Origin of the sequence: Streptomyces sp. NPDC057900, assembly GCF_042887885.1 — a bacterium.
Classification (GTDB): Bacteria; Actinomycetota; Actinomycetes; order Streptomycetales; family Streptomycetaceae; genus Streptomyces.
Genome location: NZ_JBHVOI010000011.1, coordinates 122,036 through 137,183, shown reverse-complemented (window position 1 = coordinate 137,183; position 15,148 = coordinate 122,036). Strand labels below are relative to the sequence as shown.

At 70.8% G+C, this 15,148-nt stretch carries 11 protein-coding genes and 3 tRNA genes; 9 read left to right on the top strand and 5 right to left on the bottom strand.

The window, feature by feature from the left end; genetic code table 11:
• The first annotated feature begins 207 nt into the window (after window positions 1-207).
• The 5 genes from ACFVQ0_RS30235 (at window position 208) to ACFVQ0_RS30215 (ending at window position 5,382) form a co-directional block, all read left to right on the top strand.
• Window positions 208-1,968: an IlvD/Edd family dehydratase gene (locus ACFVQ0_RS30235; RefSeq protein ID WP_390092364.1), complete on the top strand. Its 1,761-nt coding sequence runs from the start codon at window positions 208-210 to the stop codon at window positions 1,966-1,968.
• A 9-nt stretch (window positions 1,969-1,977) separates the two neighbouring features.
• A complete protein-coding gene (locus tag ACFVQ0_RS30230; RefSeq protein ID WP_390092363.1) occupies window positions 1,978-2,922 on the top strand; it encodes a dihydrodipicolinate synthase family protein in 945 nt (314 codons plus the stop codon).
• Window positions 2,919-3,878 (top strand): sugar kinase, encoded by a 960-nt coding sequence (locus tag ACFVQ0_RS30225; protein WP_390092362.1) that lies wholly within the window; start codon window positions 2,919-2,921, stop codon window positions 3,876-3,878. Before ACFVQ0_RS30230 ends, ACFVQ0_RS30225 begins: the two co-directional genes overlap by 4 nt.
• 66 nt (window positions 3,879-3,944) lie before the next feature.
• Window positions 3,945-4,565, top strand: a complete 621-nt coding sequence (locus ACFVQ0_RS30220; RefSeq protein ID WP_390092361.1) for a bifunctional 4-hydroxy-2-oxoglutarate aldolase/2-dehydro-3-deoxy-phosphogluconate aldolase — start codon at window positions 3,945-3,947, stop codon at window positions 4,563-4,565.
• Between the two features lie 61 nt (window positions 4,566-4,626).
• A complete protein-coding gene (locus ACFVQ0_RS30215) occupies window positions 4,627-5,382 on the top strand; it encodes a FadR/GntR family transcriptional regulator (protein ID WP_390092360.1) in 756 nt (251 codons plus the stop codon).
• Between the two features lie 102 nt (window positions 5,383-5,484).
• Here ACFVQ0_RS30215 and ACFVQ0_RS30210 read toward each other — a convergent pair.
• The 3 genes from ACFVQ0_RS30210 to ACFVQ0_RS30200 form a co-directional block, all read right to left on the bottom strand.
• A tRNA-Ile gene (locus ACFVQ0_RS30210) sits at window positions 5,485-5,561 on the bottom strand.
• Between the two features lie 245 nt (window positions 5,562-5,806).
• Window positions 5,807-5,879: transfer RNA gene (locus ACFVQ0_RS30205), tRNA-Asn, on the bottom strand.
• A gap of 5 nt (window positions 5,880-5,884) precedes the next feature.
• Window positions 5,885-5,957: transfer RNA gene (locus ACFVQ0_RS30200), tRNA-Asn, on the bottom strand.
• Between the two features lie 181 nt (window positions 5,958-6,138).
• Between ACFVQ0_RS30200 and ACFVQ0_RS30195 the strand changes: the two genes are divergently transcribed.
• The 4 genes from ACFVQ0_RS30195 (at window position 6,139) to ACFVQ0_RS30180 (ending at window position 11,809) form a co-directional block, all read left to right on the top strand.
• Window positions 6,139-6,438: a YtxH domain-containing protein gene (locus tag ACFVQ0_RS30195; RefSeq protein WP_390092431.1), complete on the top strand. Its 300-nt coding sequence runs from the start codon at window positions 6,139-6,141 to the stop codon at window positions 6,436-6,438.
• A 92-nt stretch (window positions 6,439-6,530) separates the two neighbouring features.
• Window positions 6,531-7,976, top strand: a complete 1,446-nt coding sequence (locus ACFVQ0_RS30190; protein ID WP_390092359.1) for an FGGY family carbohydrate kinase — start codon at window positions 6,531-6,533, stop codon at window positions 7,974-7,976.
• A gap of 168 nt (window positions 7,977-8,144) precedes the next feature.
• Entirely contained in the window at window positions 8,145-9,878 is a 1,734-nt protein-coding gene (locus ACFVQ0_RS30185; protein ID WP_390092358.1) for an ABC transporter ATP-binding protein, read from the top strand.
• Window positions 9,878-11,809 carry an ABC transporter ATP-binding protein gene (locus tag ACFVQ0_RS30180; protein WP_390092357.1) on the top strand — a complete coding sequence of 644 codons (1,932 nt, stop codon included), beginning with the start codon at window positions 9,878-9,880 and terminating at the stop codon, window positions 11,807-11,809. Before ACFVQ0_RS30185 ends, ACFVQ0_RS30180 begins: the two co-directional genes overlap by 1 nt.
• A 48-nt stretch (window positions 11,810-11,857) precedes the next feature.
• Here ACFVQ0_RS30180 and ACFVQ0_RS30175 read toward each other — a convergent pair whose 3' ends face one another.
• Together ACFVQ0_RS30175 and dnaG are read right to left on the bottom strand one after the other, a co-directional pair.
• On the bottom strand, window positions 11,858-13,003 hold the full coding sequence (locus ACFVQ0_RS30175; protein ID WP_390092356.1) for an RNA polymerase sigma factor: 1,146 nt from the start codon (window positions 13,001-13,003) through the stop codon (window positions 11,858-11,860).
• Window positions 13,004-13,196: 193 nt separating this feature from the next.
• Window positions 13,197-15,125 carry a DNA primase gene (gene dnaG / locus ACFVQ0_RS30170; protein WP_390092355.1) on the bottom strand — a complete coding sequence of 643 codons (1,929 nt, stop codon included), beginning with the start codon at window positions 15,123-15,125 and terminating at the stop codon, window positions 13,197-13,199.
• Window positions 15,126-15,148: the final 23 nt, after the last annotated feature.

The window sequence follows — 15,148 nt, the reverse complement described above, 5'->3', positions numbered from 1 at the left end:
GCGGGGGTCGTGTCATGTGGTGCGGACTGATCTGGTGGGTGGCGGGTCAGGCCGGGGCGAGGGCTTTTTGCGGTCTGTCCACGCAACCCCTCGCGCTTTCGTCATTTGATAGCATCATTAAATCCGTCGCCAGGGCAACCCCTCGCACGGTCACAGCGCGGTCTCGGGCGTCAGAGCCTCCTGGCCGTACCCACCGGAGGGCCACACATGGCAGAGCCAGAGATACCGTCAGCCGCCGCTCCCGCCACGGGTGGCGGGCCGCTCAGAAGCCGCGCCTGGTTCGGCGACGGCGGCAAGAACGGCTTCATCGCCCGTCACCACCTGCGCGCCATGGGACGCGGGGGTCACAACTTCGACGGCCGCCCCGTCATCGGAATCTGCAACACGTACTCCGAACTGACCCCGTGCAACGGCCATTTGCAGATCCTGGCGGACGCGGTGAAGCGCGGAGTGCTCCAGGCGGGCGGCTTCCCGCTGGAGTTCCCGGCCATGTCCCTCGGTGAACCGTTCCTCCGGCCGACCTCGATGCTCTACCGCAATCTCGCGGCCATGGAGATCGAGGAGCAGATCCGGGCCAACCCGCTCGACGCCGTCGTGCTGCTGACCGGCTGCGACAAGACCACCCCCGCCGCGCTGATGGGCGCCGCCAGCGCGGGCGTACCCGCCATCGTGCTGACCGGCGGCCCCATGCTGAACGGCCGCTTCAGGGGCCGGGACGTGGGCTCCGGCACCGATATCTGGCGCATGACGGAGGAGCTGCGCGCCGGGACGGTATCGCAGGAGGAGTTCACCGAGTTCGAGTCGTCCCTGAACCGTTCCGCGGGCCACTGCATGACCATGGGCACGGCCTCCACCATGGCCTGTCTGACCGAGGCGCTGGGCATGATGCTCCCCGGCGGCTCCGGGCTGCCCGCCGTGGACGCCCGGCGCGGCACGCTCGCGGAGGAGACCGGCGCACGCGCCGTGGCGCTCGCGGGGAGCGACCTCACACCGGGACGGATCATGACCCGGCACGCCTTCGAGAACGCCGTCCGGGTCAACGCGGCGATCGGCGGCTCCACCAACGCGGTCGTCCACCTGCTCGCCATCGCCGGCCGGCTGGGCGTCCCGCTGGAGCTGGACGACTTCGACCGGCTCGGGGCCGAACTCCCCCTGCTCATCGACCTGATGCCGTCCGGGCGCTTCCTCATGGAGGAGTTCGCCTACGCGGGCGGGCTGCCGGCTCTCGTCAACGACCTGCGGGAGCACCTGCACGACGACACGGTGACGGTCACCGGCCGCTCCCTGACGGCAGGTTGCGCGGGAGCACGGGTGTACGACCGGGAGGTCATCAGGGCGTTCGACAACCCGGTGCTGCCCGCCGGGAGCGGCACGGCCGTGGTGCGCGGCAGCCTCGCCCCGGACGGCGCCGTCATCAAGCAGTCGGCCGCCGCACCGCACCTGCTGGACCACACCGGCCCGGCCCTCGTCTTCGACGCCCTCGATGACTACCTCGCCGTCGTCGAGGACCCCGCGCTCGACGTCACCGCGGAAACGGTCCTGATCGTCCGCAACACCGGGCCGCGCGGCTATCCGGGCATGCCGGAGGTGGGCAACCTGCCCCTCCCGAAGAAGCTGCTCGACGCCGGAGTCAGGGACATGGTGCGGGTGTCCGACGCGCGCATGTCCGGCACCGCCTTCGGGACATGTGTGCTGCACGTGGCACCGGAGGCGGCGGCCGGCGGCCCGCTGGCGTTCGTCCGCACCGGAGACCGGGTCAGGCTCGACGTACCCGGCCGACGGCTCGACGTACTGATCGACGGACCCGAGATGGAGCGGCGCCGCTCCGCGTGGCAGCCACCGCGGCCGCCGGCCACCCGAGGCTGGACCCGTCTCTACACCGAACACGTCACGCAGGCCGACACCGGCGCCGACCTCGACTTCCTGGTCGGCTCGACCGACTCGACCCCACCCCGCCAGGCCTTCTGAGGAGCCGACATGGCCGCACGCCCGAACAAGCCCGTCGACAGACTGGTCCGCGGGGTCTCGCCCGTACTGGAGGTGCCCTTCCACAGTGACGGGGCACTCGACCCGGAGGGGTTCACCACCGTGGTGGACCGGGTCCTCGCGACCGGGGTCGGTTCGCTGATGTTCCCCGGCTTCGCGAGCGAGTTCCACAAGCTCGAACCCGACGAGAGGGAGCTGCTCACCGGGCTCCTCCTCGACCGGACCCGGCCCCGTCACGATGTCGCGGCCATCGTCTCCGTACCCGACCACGCCACCCGCTCCGCCGTCCGCCAGGCGCTCCGGGCCGCCGAGCTCGGGGCCGACGCCGTCAACCTGCTCCCGCCGCACTTCCTCGCGCCCTCCGGGGACGCCGTCTCCGCCCATCTGCGCGAGGTGCTCGCCGCCGTCGACCCGCTGCCCGTCGTGGTGCAGTACGCCCCCGCGCAGACCGGAACGGCACTGGACGCGCCCGCGCTGCACCGGCTGGCCGCGGACCATCCCAACCTGCGCTGGGTCAAGGTGGAGTCCGCCCCGCCGGGCCGGCTCATCGCGGCGCTGGCCGCCGGGGAGCGGCCGCTGCCCTCACTGGTCGGCTACGCCGGTCTGCAACTCCCCGACGCCCTGCGGCGAGGAGCGGTCGGCGTGCAGCCGGGCTGCTCCTTCACCGAGCTGTACACCGGAATCTGGGACCTCTGGGAGCGCGGCGACCAGGCCGGGGCCGTCGCCCTGCACACCCGGATGCTGCCCTACCTCTCGTACTGGATGCAGAACGTGGAGCTCATCATCGCCGTGGAGAAGGAGATCTCCGTACGCCGTGGCTGGTTCGCCTCCGCGCACTGCCGGGCGCCGGGTTACCGGCTGGACGGGGAGGAGCTCGCCATGATCGACCGGTTCTGCGCGGAGTTCGCGCCCCTGATACCGGAACTCGCCCGATGAGCGCCGAAGTCGTCGTGTGCGGCGAGGCCATGCTCCTCATGCTGGCCGAGCCCGGAGTGCCGCTGGAACACGCGCTCTCGTTCCGCCGCTCCGTCGCGGGCGCCGAGAGCAATGTGGCCGCGGGCCTCGCCCGGCTCGGCCACTCCGTCCGCTGGCTCGGCCGCGTCGGCGACGATCCGGCCGGGCGGTCCGTCCTGGCCCAGCTCCGCGCCCAGGGCGTGGACACCGGGTACGCGGTGACGGACCCGGATGCCCCGACCGGGGTCCTCATCCGGGACAGCCACCCGGCGCGCGCGATCGACGTGCAGTATCTGCGTGCGGGTTCGGCCGCGTCCCGGCTGTCCCCGGAGCAGCTGGAGCCCGGCATGTTCGAGGGGGCGCGTCTCGTCCACGTCACCGGGATCACCCCGATGCTGTCGGAGTCCGCGCACCGGGCGACCTGGCGCCTGGCCGAACTGGCGCGGGCGGCCGGTGCGGTGCTCTCGTTCGATCCGAACATCCGCCACAAGCTCGGCCCGCCGGACCGCTGGCGCGAGACCGTCGGCCCGCTGCCGGCCCGTGCGGACGTGGTGCTGGCGGGCGAGGACGAGCTGGAGCTGCTCGGCGTGCCGGACCCGGCGGCCCTGCTGGAGTCGGGCCCCGGCACGGTCGTCGTGAAACACCGCGACAAGTCCGCCACCTGCCTCACCCGCGAGGGCGGCGCGCACCACCGTCCCCCCTTCTCCGTGCCGGTCACCGACCCGGTGGGCGCGGGGGACGCCTTCGCCGCGGGCTTCCTCTCCGGTCTGCTGCACGGCTTCGAGCCCGCCCGTTGCCTCGACCGGGCCGCCGCGGTCGCCGCGCTGGTCGTCCAGTGCCCGACGGACACGGACGGGCTGCCGGACCGGGCCGGCCTCGACCACGCACTGGCCGCGTTCACGGGCACGGGCGCCGGGACGGAGACCGTCATCCGCTGACGCCACGGCCCCCCGGAAGCTGGCTCACAACACAGAACTCACAGAACAGAGGAGAACACGAACGCCATGTACCGCTGGGAGACCGTTCAGGCCGTCACCGAACAGCGCGTGTTCGGCATCATCCGCACGACCGGCCCGCAGGAGGCGGTCGCCGCCGCGGAGGCCGTACTGAACGCCGGGCTGAAGGCCGTCGAGATCGCCCTCACCACACCGCGCGCCCTCACCGCCCTGACCCACCTCACCGAGACCCGGCAGGACGCCCTGATCGGCGCGGGCACCGTGATCGACGCGGCCTCGGCACGTGCCGCCGTAGAGGCGGGCGCCCGCTTCCTCGTGTCACCGAGCCTCCACCCGGAGGTGATCCGCACCGGCCACCGCTACGGAGTCCCGGTCTTTCCCGGCGTCACCACCCCGACCGAGATGGTGCACGCCCTGGAGGAAGGCGCCGACGCGCTGAAGCTCTTCCCCGCGTCGGCTCTCTCGCCCGGCCGGCTGCGCGACATACGTGCCGCACTCCCCCAGGCCCCCGTGCTGCCCACCGGAGGTGTGACAATCGACAACGCGCCGGAATGGATCGCCGCGGGTGCGGTGGCCTGCGGCATGGGATCGGCACTGACATCGGGCGGCGCCCGCGCCGCGGCCGAGCGGGTGAGCACACTCCTGCGCACACTCGCCGGGGCCCGTTGACGTCACCGGACGGCGGGCTCGGCGGGTGCCGGGCGTTTGAGAACGAGCGACAGGGAGTGGCGTGGAACTTCACGGACTGCACGGCCAGGTGGTCAACCGGATCGGGGAGTCCCTCGCGGCGGAGGAGATCCGCGCGGGCGACGTGCTCCGCCTGGAGGACGTACAGGACCAGTACGGAGTCTCCCGCACCGTGGCCCGCGAGGCGGTCCGGGTCCTGGAGTCGAAACGCGTCGTCACCAGCCGGCCCCGCATCGGCATCACCGTGCGGCCGATGACCGAGTGGAACCTCTACGACCCCCAGGTGATCCGCTGGCGGCTGGCCTCCCCGTTCCGCAGCGCCCAACTACGCGAACTCACCGAGCTGAGGGCCGCGGTGGAACCCTCCGCCGCGGCCCTCGCGGCGGTGAGCGCCTCACCCGAAACCCGCGACGCGCTCGTCGCACTCGCACAGGCGATGGAGACGGTCGCCCGCGCCGACGACACCCCCGGCTTCATCGCTGCGGACCTGGCCTTCCACCGCGCCCTCCTGAACGCCTCGGGCAACGGCATGTTCGCCCAGCTCTCCGAGGTCACGGAAGAACTCCTCGTCGCCCGCCGCGACCTGCCCCTGATGCCCGACCACGTGGACGCGGGAGCGGTACGCCGCCACATGGAAGTGGCCGAGGCCATCGCAGCCGGCCACCCGGAGGCCGCGTCACGCTGCGTCCGCGCGATCGTCGACTCCGCCCACCGCGAGGTCGAACAACTGCTGGAGGGCGGCACCCACTGCGCACTCAGCAGCGGCCACGGGACGGCGGGCCGGGACGACGGTTCGTAGCGGGGGGCGAGACGGGGAGGCGCGGGCGCGGGCGCCAACGGCAAATACCCTGACCCAGCTACCGCCGCGACGGCAATTCCGCAGGTCGCGACGTTTCTGCTGTGGTGGGGCGGGTGGGACTCGAACCCACGGCCGACGGATTATGAGTCCGCTGCTCTAACCGGCTGAGCTACCGCCCCTTTTCGGCGTGGCGCGTACATGTGTACGCGCCGTCTGCCGCAGCATAGCCGGTCATACGATCTCTCGCTCCGGGTGCCCGGGTACTCGTGACCATGAAGACCGCGCTGCTCGCTGCCCGGTTCCGGGTGACGCGAAGTTGACGCGAAAGAGTCACGCCGGCCCCACGTGCACCACGGGGTCCGGACCGCCGGGGACCGGATTCGGGCACGCGAAAAAGGACCCCGCAGGGCCCTCTTCCGTTCCGCTCCCCCGACTGGACTCGAACCAGTAACCCTCCGGTTAACAGCCGAATGCTCTGCCAATTGAGCTACAGGGGATCGCGCTCCCCCGACTGGACTCGAACCAGTAACCTGCCGGTTAACAGCCGGCTGCTCTGCCAATTGAGCTACAGGGGATTGCTGCGTTGCCTCGGACGGCACCTGCCTGGCGGATGCCGGGCGGCGGACGTTCGCTGCGACACATACATTAGCGCAAGCAGGGGGGTGCTTTGCCAATCGGTATCGGCCGGGGTGATCTCCGACGCCCGCGGGTAGGCGAGCAGCACACGTCGCACGGAGTGAAGGAAGGGTGGCAGCCATGCGGTACCGGCTCACGTTCATCGCCGGAGTGGCCCTCGGTTACGTGCTCGGCACGCGTGCCGGGCGGGAGCGTTACGAGCAGCTGAAGAAGTCCGCACGCCAGTTCGCCGAGAACCCGGCCGTGCGGAACACCTGTGAATCGGCGGCCCAGAGCGGCCGTGAGTTCGCCGGGAAGGCGGCCCACGCGGTGGGCGAGAAGGTCGGGGACAAGGTGCCGGCCTCGGTGGCGGACCGGGTGCGGTCGCTGCGCGGGCGCGGGGCGAACGGCGAGGACGACTGGGGTACGACCAACACCTGAGGCAGGTGACTGAGGCCGGTGTCCGGGGCCTCGTCCCCACAGCTGCCGCACCGCCGTGCAGGAATGCTCCGGCGGTGCGGCAGAATCTGTGTATGGGCATAGTCGCCGGCTTGGACAGTTCTTCCGCCTTCACGCACATCGTGGTCTGCGATACGGACACGGGTGCCGTACTGCGCCAGGGGTACGCCGCACACCCCGTGGAGGCGAAGGCCACAGAGGTCGACCCGCAGGCGTGGCTGCTCTCACTCGGTGAGGCGGCCGGCGGCGGGCTGCTCGAAGGCGTGCAGGCCATCGGCGTGTCCGCGCAGCAGCACGGGCTCGTGCCGCTGGACCGGCAGGGCAATCTCGTGCGTCCCGCCCTGCTCGGCAACGACAAGCGGGCGCAGGTCGCCGCGGCCGATCTGGTCGACGGGCTGGGCGGGCGGCAGGCGTGGGCCGAGGCGGTCGGGGCGGTGCCGCAGGCCGCGCAGCCGGTGTCGAAGCTGCGCTGGCTGGCGCGGACCGAGCCGGAGATGGCGCAGCGGGTCGCCGCCGTGCTCCAGCCGCACGACTGGCTGGTGTGGCAGCTGCTGGGCCGCCCGGCGCGGCGGACCACCGACCGGGGCGCGGCGTCCGGGACGGGTTACTGGTCGGCGGGCAGTGAGTCCTACCGGCCGGATCTGGTCGAGCTGGCCCTCGGCCGGCAGGCGGCGCTGCCCGAGGTGCTCGGGCCGTGCGAAGCGGCCGGGACGACACCGGAGGGGCTGCTGATCTCGGCGGGTACCGGCGAGACGATGGCGGCGGCGTTCGGGCTGGGGGTCGGGGTCGGTGACGCCGTGGTGTCGCTGGGGGCCTCGGGTTCCGTGATGGCGGTGCACCACGAGGCGCTGGCCGATCCGACCGGGATGATCACCTCGTTCGCGGACGCCACCGGGATGCACCTGCCGGTGGTGCACACGTCGAACGCGGTACGGGCGCTGCGCGGGACCGCCGAGATGCTGGACGTGGAGGGGCTGGAGGAACTCTCCGCGCTGGCGCTGAAGTCGACGCCGGGCGCCTCCGGGCTGGTGCTCCTGCCGTATCTGGAGGGGGAGCGGACTCCGCACCTGCCGCACACCGCGGGGACGCTGAGCGGGCTGCGGCGCGAGTCGATGAAGCCGGAACACCTCGCGCGGGCCGCGTTCGAGGGGATGCTCTGCTCGCTGGCCGACGCGCTGAACGTGCTGCGCGACCGGGGGGTCGAGGTGCGGCGGGTGTTCCTGCTGGGCGCCGCGGCCGAGCTGCCTGCCGTGCGGGCCCTCGCGCCGATGCTGCTGGGGACGCAGGTGGTCGTTCCTGAGCCGGCGCAGTACGCGGCGCTGGGCGCGGCCCGGCAGGCGGCCTGGGCGCTCGGGGTCTCGCAGGGGGCACTCGATCCGCGCACTCCCCCGGTCTGGCAGGACGCGGCGGCGCAGGTGCTGGATCCCGGCGAGGAGCTGCCGATCGGCAAGGCCGTGCGCCAGCAGTACGCGGCCACGCGGGACCAGATCCACCCCGGGGCGTTCGACACAGCGCCCTGAGGGGGCTGCGTTCGGTGACCCCGCCGGGTTCCGGAAAGACGTTCGACGGAAGAATTATGGACCGGGTCTCTTTTTTGACCTGGACTTGAATAAAAACGTTCGCGGTCGCGGTGCGCGGTGCCGGAAAATGAGTCGACTCCCGACCTATGCCGACTCCGAGAGACACGCGTGCTCATAAAACTCCTGCGGACCTATCTCGGTCCGTACAAGAAGCCGATCGCGCTGCTGGTCGTCTTCCAGCTGCTCCAGACCTCCGCCGCCCTCTATCTGCCCACCCTGAACGCCGACATCATTGACAACGGTGTCGTCAAGGGCGACACGGGCTACATCCTTCAGTACGGCGGCGCCATGATCGTCGTCAGCGTCGCCCAGGTGGTCTGCAACATCGGGGCCGTCTACATCGGGGCCCGTACCGCGTCCGCGCTCGGCCGCGATGTCAGGGCGTCGGTCTTCGACCGGGTGCAGTCGTTCTCCGCGCGTGAGCTCGGCCGGTTCGGCGCGCCTTCGCTGATCACCCGTACGACCAATGACGTCCAGCAGATCCAGATGCTGATCCTGATGACGTTCACGCTGATGGTCTCGGCGCCGATCATGTGTGTCGGCGGCATCATCATGGCGCTCGGCCAGGACGTCCCGCTGTCCGCGGTGCTCCTCGCGGTGGTGCCGGTCCTCGGGATCGCGGTGAGCCTGATCGTGAAGCGGATGCGTCCGCTGTTCCGGACGATGCAGGAGCGGCTCGACACGGTGAACCGGGTGCTGCGCGAGCAGATCACCGGCAACCGGGTCATCCGCGCCTTCGTCCGCGACAGCTACGAGGAGAAGCGTTTCCGGGGCGCCAACACCGAGCTAACCGATGTGGCGCTGTCCACGGGCCGGCTGATGGCACTGATGTTCCCGACCGTGATGACGGTCGTGAACGTGTCATCGATCGCCGTCGTCTGGTTCGGTGCGCACCGGATCGACAGCGGCGGGATGCAGATCGGCGCGCTGACCGCGTTCCTCTCGTACCTGATGCAGATCGTCATGTCGGTGATGATGGCCACCTTCATGTTCATGATGGTGCCGCGCGCCGAGGTGTGCGCCGAGCGGATCCAGGAGGTCCTGGAGACCGACTCCAGCGTGGTGCCGCCGGTCGACCCGGTGACCGAACTGCGCGCCCACGGGCACCTGGAGATACGGGGCGCCGACTTCCGCTACCCCGGTGCCGAGGCGTCGGTGCTGCGGTCCGTGGATCTGGTGGCCCGGCCCGGCGAGACGACCGCGATCATCGGGTCCACCGGCAGCGGCAAGTCGACGCTGCTCGGTCTCGTACCCCGGCTGTTCGATGTGACGGACGGCCAGGTGCTGGTCGACGGGACGGACGTACGGACGCTGGCCCCGGCACTGCTGGCGAAGACCGTGAGCCTGGTGCCGCAGAAGCCGTACCTGTTCTCCGGAACGGTCGCGACCAACCTGCGGTACGGGAACCCGGACGCGACCGACGAGGAGCTCTGGCACGCGCTGGAGGTCGCCCAGGCCAAGGAGTTCGTCGAGAGCCTGGAGCACGGTCTGAACGCACCGATCGCGCAGGGCGGCACCAATGTCTCCGGCGGGCAGCGACAGCGCCTCTCGATCGCCCGGACGCTGGTCCAGCAGCCGGAGATCTACCTCTTCGACGACTCGTTCTCCGCGCTGGACTACGCCACGGACGCCGCACTGCGCACGGCGCTGCTGCGGGAGACCGCGGCCGCGACCGTGGTGATCGTCGCGCAGCGGGTGTCCACCATCCGTGACGCCGACCGGATCCTGGTGATGGACGAGGGCCGGGTGGTCGGCTCCGGCAGCCATCACGAGCTGATGGAAGGCAATGAAACATACCGGGAGATCGTTCTCTCCCAGCTGACGGAAGCGGAGGCCGCGTAATGGCTGGGCCTGGCGGACGCATGATGGCCGGCGGGGCACCGACCCAGCGGTCCACGGACTTCAAGGGCTCCACGAAGCGGTTGCTGAAGCGCTTCGCCCCGGAGCGGGCCACGCTGTACGTGATGCTGGCGGCCGGTGCGCTGAGCGTGGCGCTCTCCGTGGTCGGCCCGAAGATCCTCGGCAAGGCCACCGACCTGGTGTTCGCCGGGGTCATCGGCCGGCAGATGCGGGCGGGGACGACCAAGGAGCAGGCCATCGAGGGCCTGCACAAGTCCAACAGCGGCCTGGCCGACATGCTCTCCAAGGTGGACTTCGTGCCCGGCCGGGGCATGGACTTCGACGCGATCGGCCGGGTGCTGCTGGTGGCGCTGGCCGTGTACGTCGGCGCCGGGCTGCTGATGCTGGTGTCGACGCGGCTGTCGATCCGGGTGATCAACCGGGTCGTGTTCCAGATGCGCGAGGACATCCAGACGAAGCTGTCGCGGCTGCCGCTGTCCTACTTCGACCAGCAGAAGCGCGGCGAGGTGCTCAGCCGGGCGACGAACGACATCGACAACATCTCGCAGACGATGCAGCAGACGATGGGCCAGCTCATCAACTCGGTGCTGACCATCATCGGCGTGCTGATCATGATGTTCTGGATCTCGCCGCTGCTGGCGCTCGTCGCGCTGGTGACGGTGCCGCTGTCGGTCTTCGTGGCGACCAAGGTGGGCAAGCGCTCGCAGCCGCAGTTCGTCCAGCAGTGGAAGGTCACGGGCAAGCTCAACGCCCACATCGAGGAGATGTACACCGGGCACAACCTGGTGAAGGTCTTCGGCCGGCAGGAGGAGTCCGCGCGGGACTTCGCCGAGCAGAACGACGCGCTGTACGAGGCCGGGTTCAAGGCGCAGTTCAACAGCGGGATCATGCAGCCGCTGATGATGTTCGTGTCGAACCTGAACTACGTGCTGATCGCCGTCATCGGTGGGCTGCGGGTCGCCTCGGGTGCGCTGTCGATCGGTGATGTGCAGGCCTTCATCCAGTACTCCCGGCAGTTCTCCATGCCGCTGACCCAGGTCGCCTCGATGGCGAACCTGCTGCAGTCCGGGGTGGCCTCGGCCGAGCGGATCTTCGAGCTGCTGGACGCGGAGGAGCAGGACGCCGACCCCGCGAAGGGCGAGGGCGCGCACCCGGAGGAGCTGCGCGGCAGCGTCTCGCTGGAGAACGTCTCGTTCCGCTACGACCCGGAGAAGCCGCTCATCGAGGACCTGTCGCTGAGCGTCGAGCCGGGCCACACGGTCGCGATCGTCGGACCGACCGGTGCGGGCAAGACGACGCTGGTCAACCTGCTGATGCGGTTCTACGAGGTGACCGGCGGCCGGATCGCCCTGGACGGGGTGGACATCGCGACGATGTCGCGCGACGACCTCAGGTCCGGCATCGGCATGGTCCTCCAGGACACCTGGCTGTTCGGCGGGACCATCGCGGAGAACATCGCGTACGGCGCCTCGGGCGAGGTCGGCCGGGAACAGATCGAGGAGGCGGCGCGGGCGGCCCACGCCGACCGCTTCATCCGCACCCTGCCGGACGGCTACGACACGGTGATCGACGACGAGGGCACCGGCGTCAGCGCGGGTGAGAAGCAGCTGATCACCATCGCGCGGGCGTTCCTGTCCGACCCGGTGATACTCGTGCTGGACGAGGCGACCAGCTCCGTCGACACCCGTACCGAGGTGCTGATCCAGAAGGCGATGGCGCGGCTCGCGCACGGCCGTACGAGCTTCGTGATCGCGCACCGGCTCTCCACCATCCGGGACGCCGACGTCATCCTGGTGATGGAGAACGGCTCCATCGTCGAGCAGGGCACGCACGACGAGCTGCTGGCGGCGGACGGCGCGTACGCGCGGCTGTACGCGGCCCAGTTCGCACAGGCGGTCGCCGAGGTCGACTGATCCCGGTTCCCGGCCGCTTCGCGGCTGCCCCGGCGGCGTGCACGTGCGTCAGTCGAGGTAGCCGCGGAGCTGGTCGGCGAAGGCGTGGTCCCGGAGCTTATTGAGGGTCTTGGACTCGATCTGGCGGATGCGTTCGCGGGTCACGCCGAAGATCCGGCCTATCTCCTCAAGCGTGCGGGGCCGCCCGTCGGCCAGCCCGTACCGCAGCTGGACCACCTTCCGCTCGCGCTCGTTGAGCGTGGAGAGCACCACTTCCAGGTGTTGGCGCAGCAGCAGGAAGGCGGCGGACTCGACGGGGGACGCGGCGTCGCCGTCCTCGATCAGATCGCCCAGCGAGACATCGTCCTCCTCCCCGACCGGGGCATGCAGGGAGACGGGTTCCTGGGCCAGCCGCAGCACCTCGCCGACCCGCTCGGGGGTCAGGTCGAGGTGGGCGGCGACTTCCTCCGGGGTCGGTTCGTAGCCCCGTTCCTGGAGCATCCGGCGCTGGACCCGGACGACGCGGTTGATCAGTTCGACGACATGGACCGGGACCCTTATGGTCCGCGCCTGGTCGGCCAGGGCTCGGGACATGGCCTGCCGGATCCACCAGGTCGCGTACGTCGAGAACTTGTAGCCGCGGGCGTAGTCGAACTTCTCGACGGCCCTGATCAGTCCGAGGTTTCCCTCCTGGACCAGGTCGAGCATGGTCAGTCCGCGCCCGACGAAGCGCTTGGCCACCGAGACGACCAGGCGCAGGTTGGCCTCTATGAGGCGGCGTTTGGCCATCCGGCCCATGACGACGAGACGGTCCAGGTCGACGGCGAGGCGGGTGTCGGGGTCAGGGGTGCGGGCGAGGCGCTCCTCCGCGAACAGCCCGGCCTCGACGCTGCGGGCGAGCTCCACCTCGTCGGCGGCGGTGAGCAGCGGGATGCGGCCGATCTCCCGCAGGTACTGCCGGAACAGGTCGGAGGACGGCCCGCCGGTGTCCGGCCGGCCGCGCGGCGCCGGGGGCTCGGGCAGCTCCGCCGGCTCCTCCATGACGGCCTCTGACGGCTCGGACACCTCGGACGGCTCTGACGGCTCTGACACCTCTGACGGCTCGGGCCGTTCGGGCGGCGGCGGGTCCGCCGCGGCCTCCGGATGACGCGCGGCCCGGTGCTGCGCGGGGACAGCCGCGACATGCTCGGTCTTGCTCACGGTCCGGGTCTGCACGGGGGCGACCTCCAGGTGATCGCTGCCGGACCGCGGGGATGGAGGACCACCGGTCGGTGGGCCGGCCGCGCTCCGATGACTCAGGCACCGCCACCCAGTGTGGGGTACGACACACAGCTGCCACGAGGGGCGTGCGGGGACTTTCTGAGACCGGGCGGTTACCGAGGGGTTACCCCGAACGCTCGCGGCGCGGTCAGAGCGCGTCGGCTCCGCTGTTGCGCAGGGACTGGGCGTACTGCTGGAGGACCCAGACCTCGTTCTGCGCGGCGGCCAGATGGTCCGGGGCGACATTGCTGCCGAGCCGGGCCAGACTGCCCTGGACGTCGCCGATCCGGCGGTCGACGGCCCGCAGCCGGACCTTGACCAGGTGTTCGCCCGCGTAGGCCTCATCGATGGACTTGCCGTGGAAGACCTCGACCGCCAGCTCGGTGACCAGCTTGCGCACCGATTCGTTGGGCGTCGCGTCGAGCACCTGGACGAGGTATTCGCGGGTCTCGGGGACGCCGAGCTCGGCGCCGCCCGCCTCCGCGATGCACTGGCGGACGGCGGCGTACGGCGGAGCGGTGAACTCGTCCACCCCGTAGGCGTCGAAGGCCGGGGAGACCAGGGCGGGCTTCTGCAGGGCGAGCTTGAGCAGCTCGCGCTCGGTGCGGTGGGCCGGACTGCGGAGGTTGAGCGCGGGGCCGGAGGGACCCGAGGGGCCGGTGGGTCCGGCGGGGGGCTGGGTCTGCTGGTGCCGCGCCCCGGCGCGGGAGGAGGGGCGCGCGGGTCCGCGCTGGTCGCCGCCCCGGCTCCGGGCCCACTGGGCGAGCTGGTTGACCCGGTGCACGACGTACTCCTGGTCCAGGATGCCGACGAAGCCGGCCAGCTGGACGGCGACCTCGCGCTGCACGCTGCCCGTCTTGATCTTGGCGACGACGGGGGCGGCCTCGTCGAGCGCGGCGGCGCGGCCGGCCGGGGTCTCCAGGTCGTAGCGGCCGACGATCTGGCGGAGCGCGAACTCGAAGAGCGGAGTGCGGGGCTCCACCAGGTCGCGGACGGCCTCGTCGCCCTTGGCGAGGCGCAGATCGCAGGGGTCCATGTTGTCCGGGGCGATCGCGATGTAGGTCTCCGCGGCGAATTTCTGGTCGTCCTCGAAGGCGCGCAGGGCGGCCTTCTGGCCCGCCGCGTCCCCGTCGAAGGTGAAGATCACCCGGGCGCTGCCGTTGTCCATCAGGAGGCGGCGGAGGATCTTGATGTGGTCGCCGCCGAACGCGGTGCCGCAGGTGGCGATGGCGGTGGTGATCCCGGCGAGGTGGCAGGCCATCACGTCGGTGTAGCCCTCGACGACGACGGCCCGGCTGGCCTTCGCGATGTCCTTCTTGGCCAGGTCGATGCCGTACAGCACCTGGGACTTCTTGTAGATCGCGGTCTCTGGGGTGTTGAGGTACTTCGGGCCGTTGTCGTCGTCGCGCAGTTTGCGGGCGCCGAATCCGACGATGTCCCCGGCGGTGTCGCTGATCGGCCACATCAGCCGGCCGCGGAAGCGGTCGATGGGGCCGCGCCTGCCGTCCTGGGAGATGCCGGAGGCGATCAGCTCCTTGTCGCTGAAGCCCTTGCCGCGCAGGTAGCGGGTGAGGTGGTCCCAGCCGGCCGGGCTGTAGCCGACGCCGAAGTGGGCGGCGGCGGCCTGGTCGAAGCCGCGCTCGGCGAGGAACTTGCGGCCGATCTCCGCCTCGGGGCCGTCGAGCTGCTCGACGTAGAACTGGGCGGCCGCCTTGTGGGCCTCGACCAGCCTGATCCGCTCGCCGCGCTGGTGGGAGGGGTTGTACCCGCCCTCCTCGTACCGCAGGGTGATGCCGGCCTTGGCGGCGAGCCGCTCGACCACCTCGGAGAACTGGAGGTGATCGATCTTCATCACGAAGGCGATCGTGTCGCCGCCCTCCTGGCAGCCGAAGCAGTGGAAGAGACCCTTGCTCGGACTGACCTGGAAGGACGGGGACTTCTCGTCGTGGAAGGGGCACAGGCCCTTGAGGTTTCCACCGCCCGCGTTGCGCAGCTGGAGGTACTCGGAAACGACGGCGTCGATCGGGACCGCGTCCCGTACCGCCTTCACGTCGTCGTCATTGATCCTGCCTGCCACGAGTGAAGTCTACGGGTGGGATA

Excerpts from the sequence above, each read along its gene's own strand:
- ACFVQ0_RS30190 (WP_390092359.1), top strand. The coding sequence starts at position 6,531 with ATGGGCATAGTCGCCGGCTTGGACAGTTCTTCCGCCTTCACGCACATC.
- ACFVQ0_RS30180 (WP_390092357.1), top strand. The coding sequence starts at position 9,878 with ATGGCTGGGCCTGGCGGACGCATGATGGCCGGCGGGGCACCGACCCAG.
- ACFVQ0_RS30225 (WP_390092362.1), top strand. The coding sequence starts at position 2,919 with ATGAGCGCCGAAGTCGTCGTGTGCGGCGAGGCCATGCTCCTCATGCTG.
- ACFVQ0_RS30195 (WP_390092431.1), top strand. The coding sequence starts at position 6,139 with ATGCGGTACCGGCTCACGTTCATCGCCGGAGTGGCCCTCGGTTACGTG.
- ACFVQ0_RS30235 (WP_390092364.1), top strand. The coding sequence starts at position 208 with ATGGCAGAGCCAGAGATACCGTCAGCCGCCGCTCCCGCCACGGGTGGC.
- ACFVQ0_RS30230 (WP_390092363.1), top strand. The coding sequence starts at position 1,978 with ATGGCCGCACGCCCGAACAAGCCCGTCGACAGACTGGTCCGCGGGGTC.
- ACFVQ0_RS30220 (WP_390092361.1), top strand. The coding sequence starts at position 3,945 with ATGTACCGCTGGGAGACCGTTCAGGCCGTCACCGAACAGCGCGTGTTC.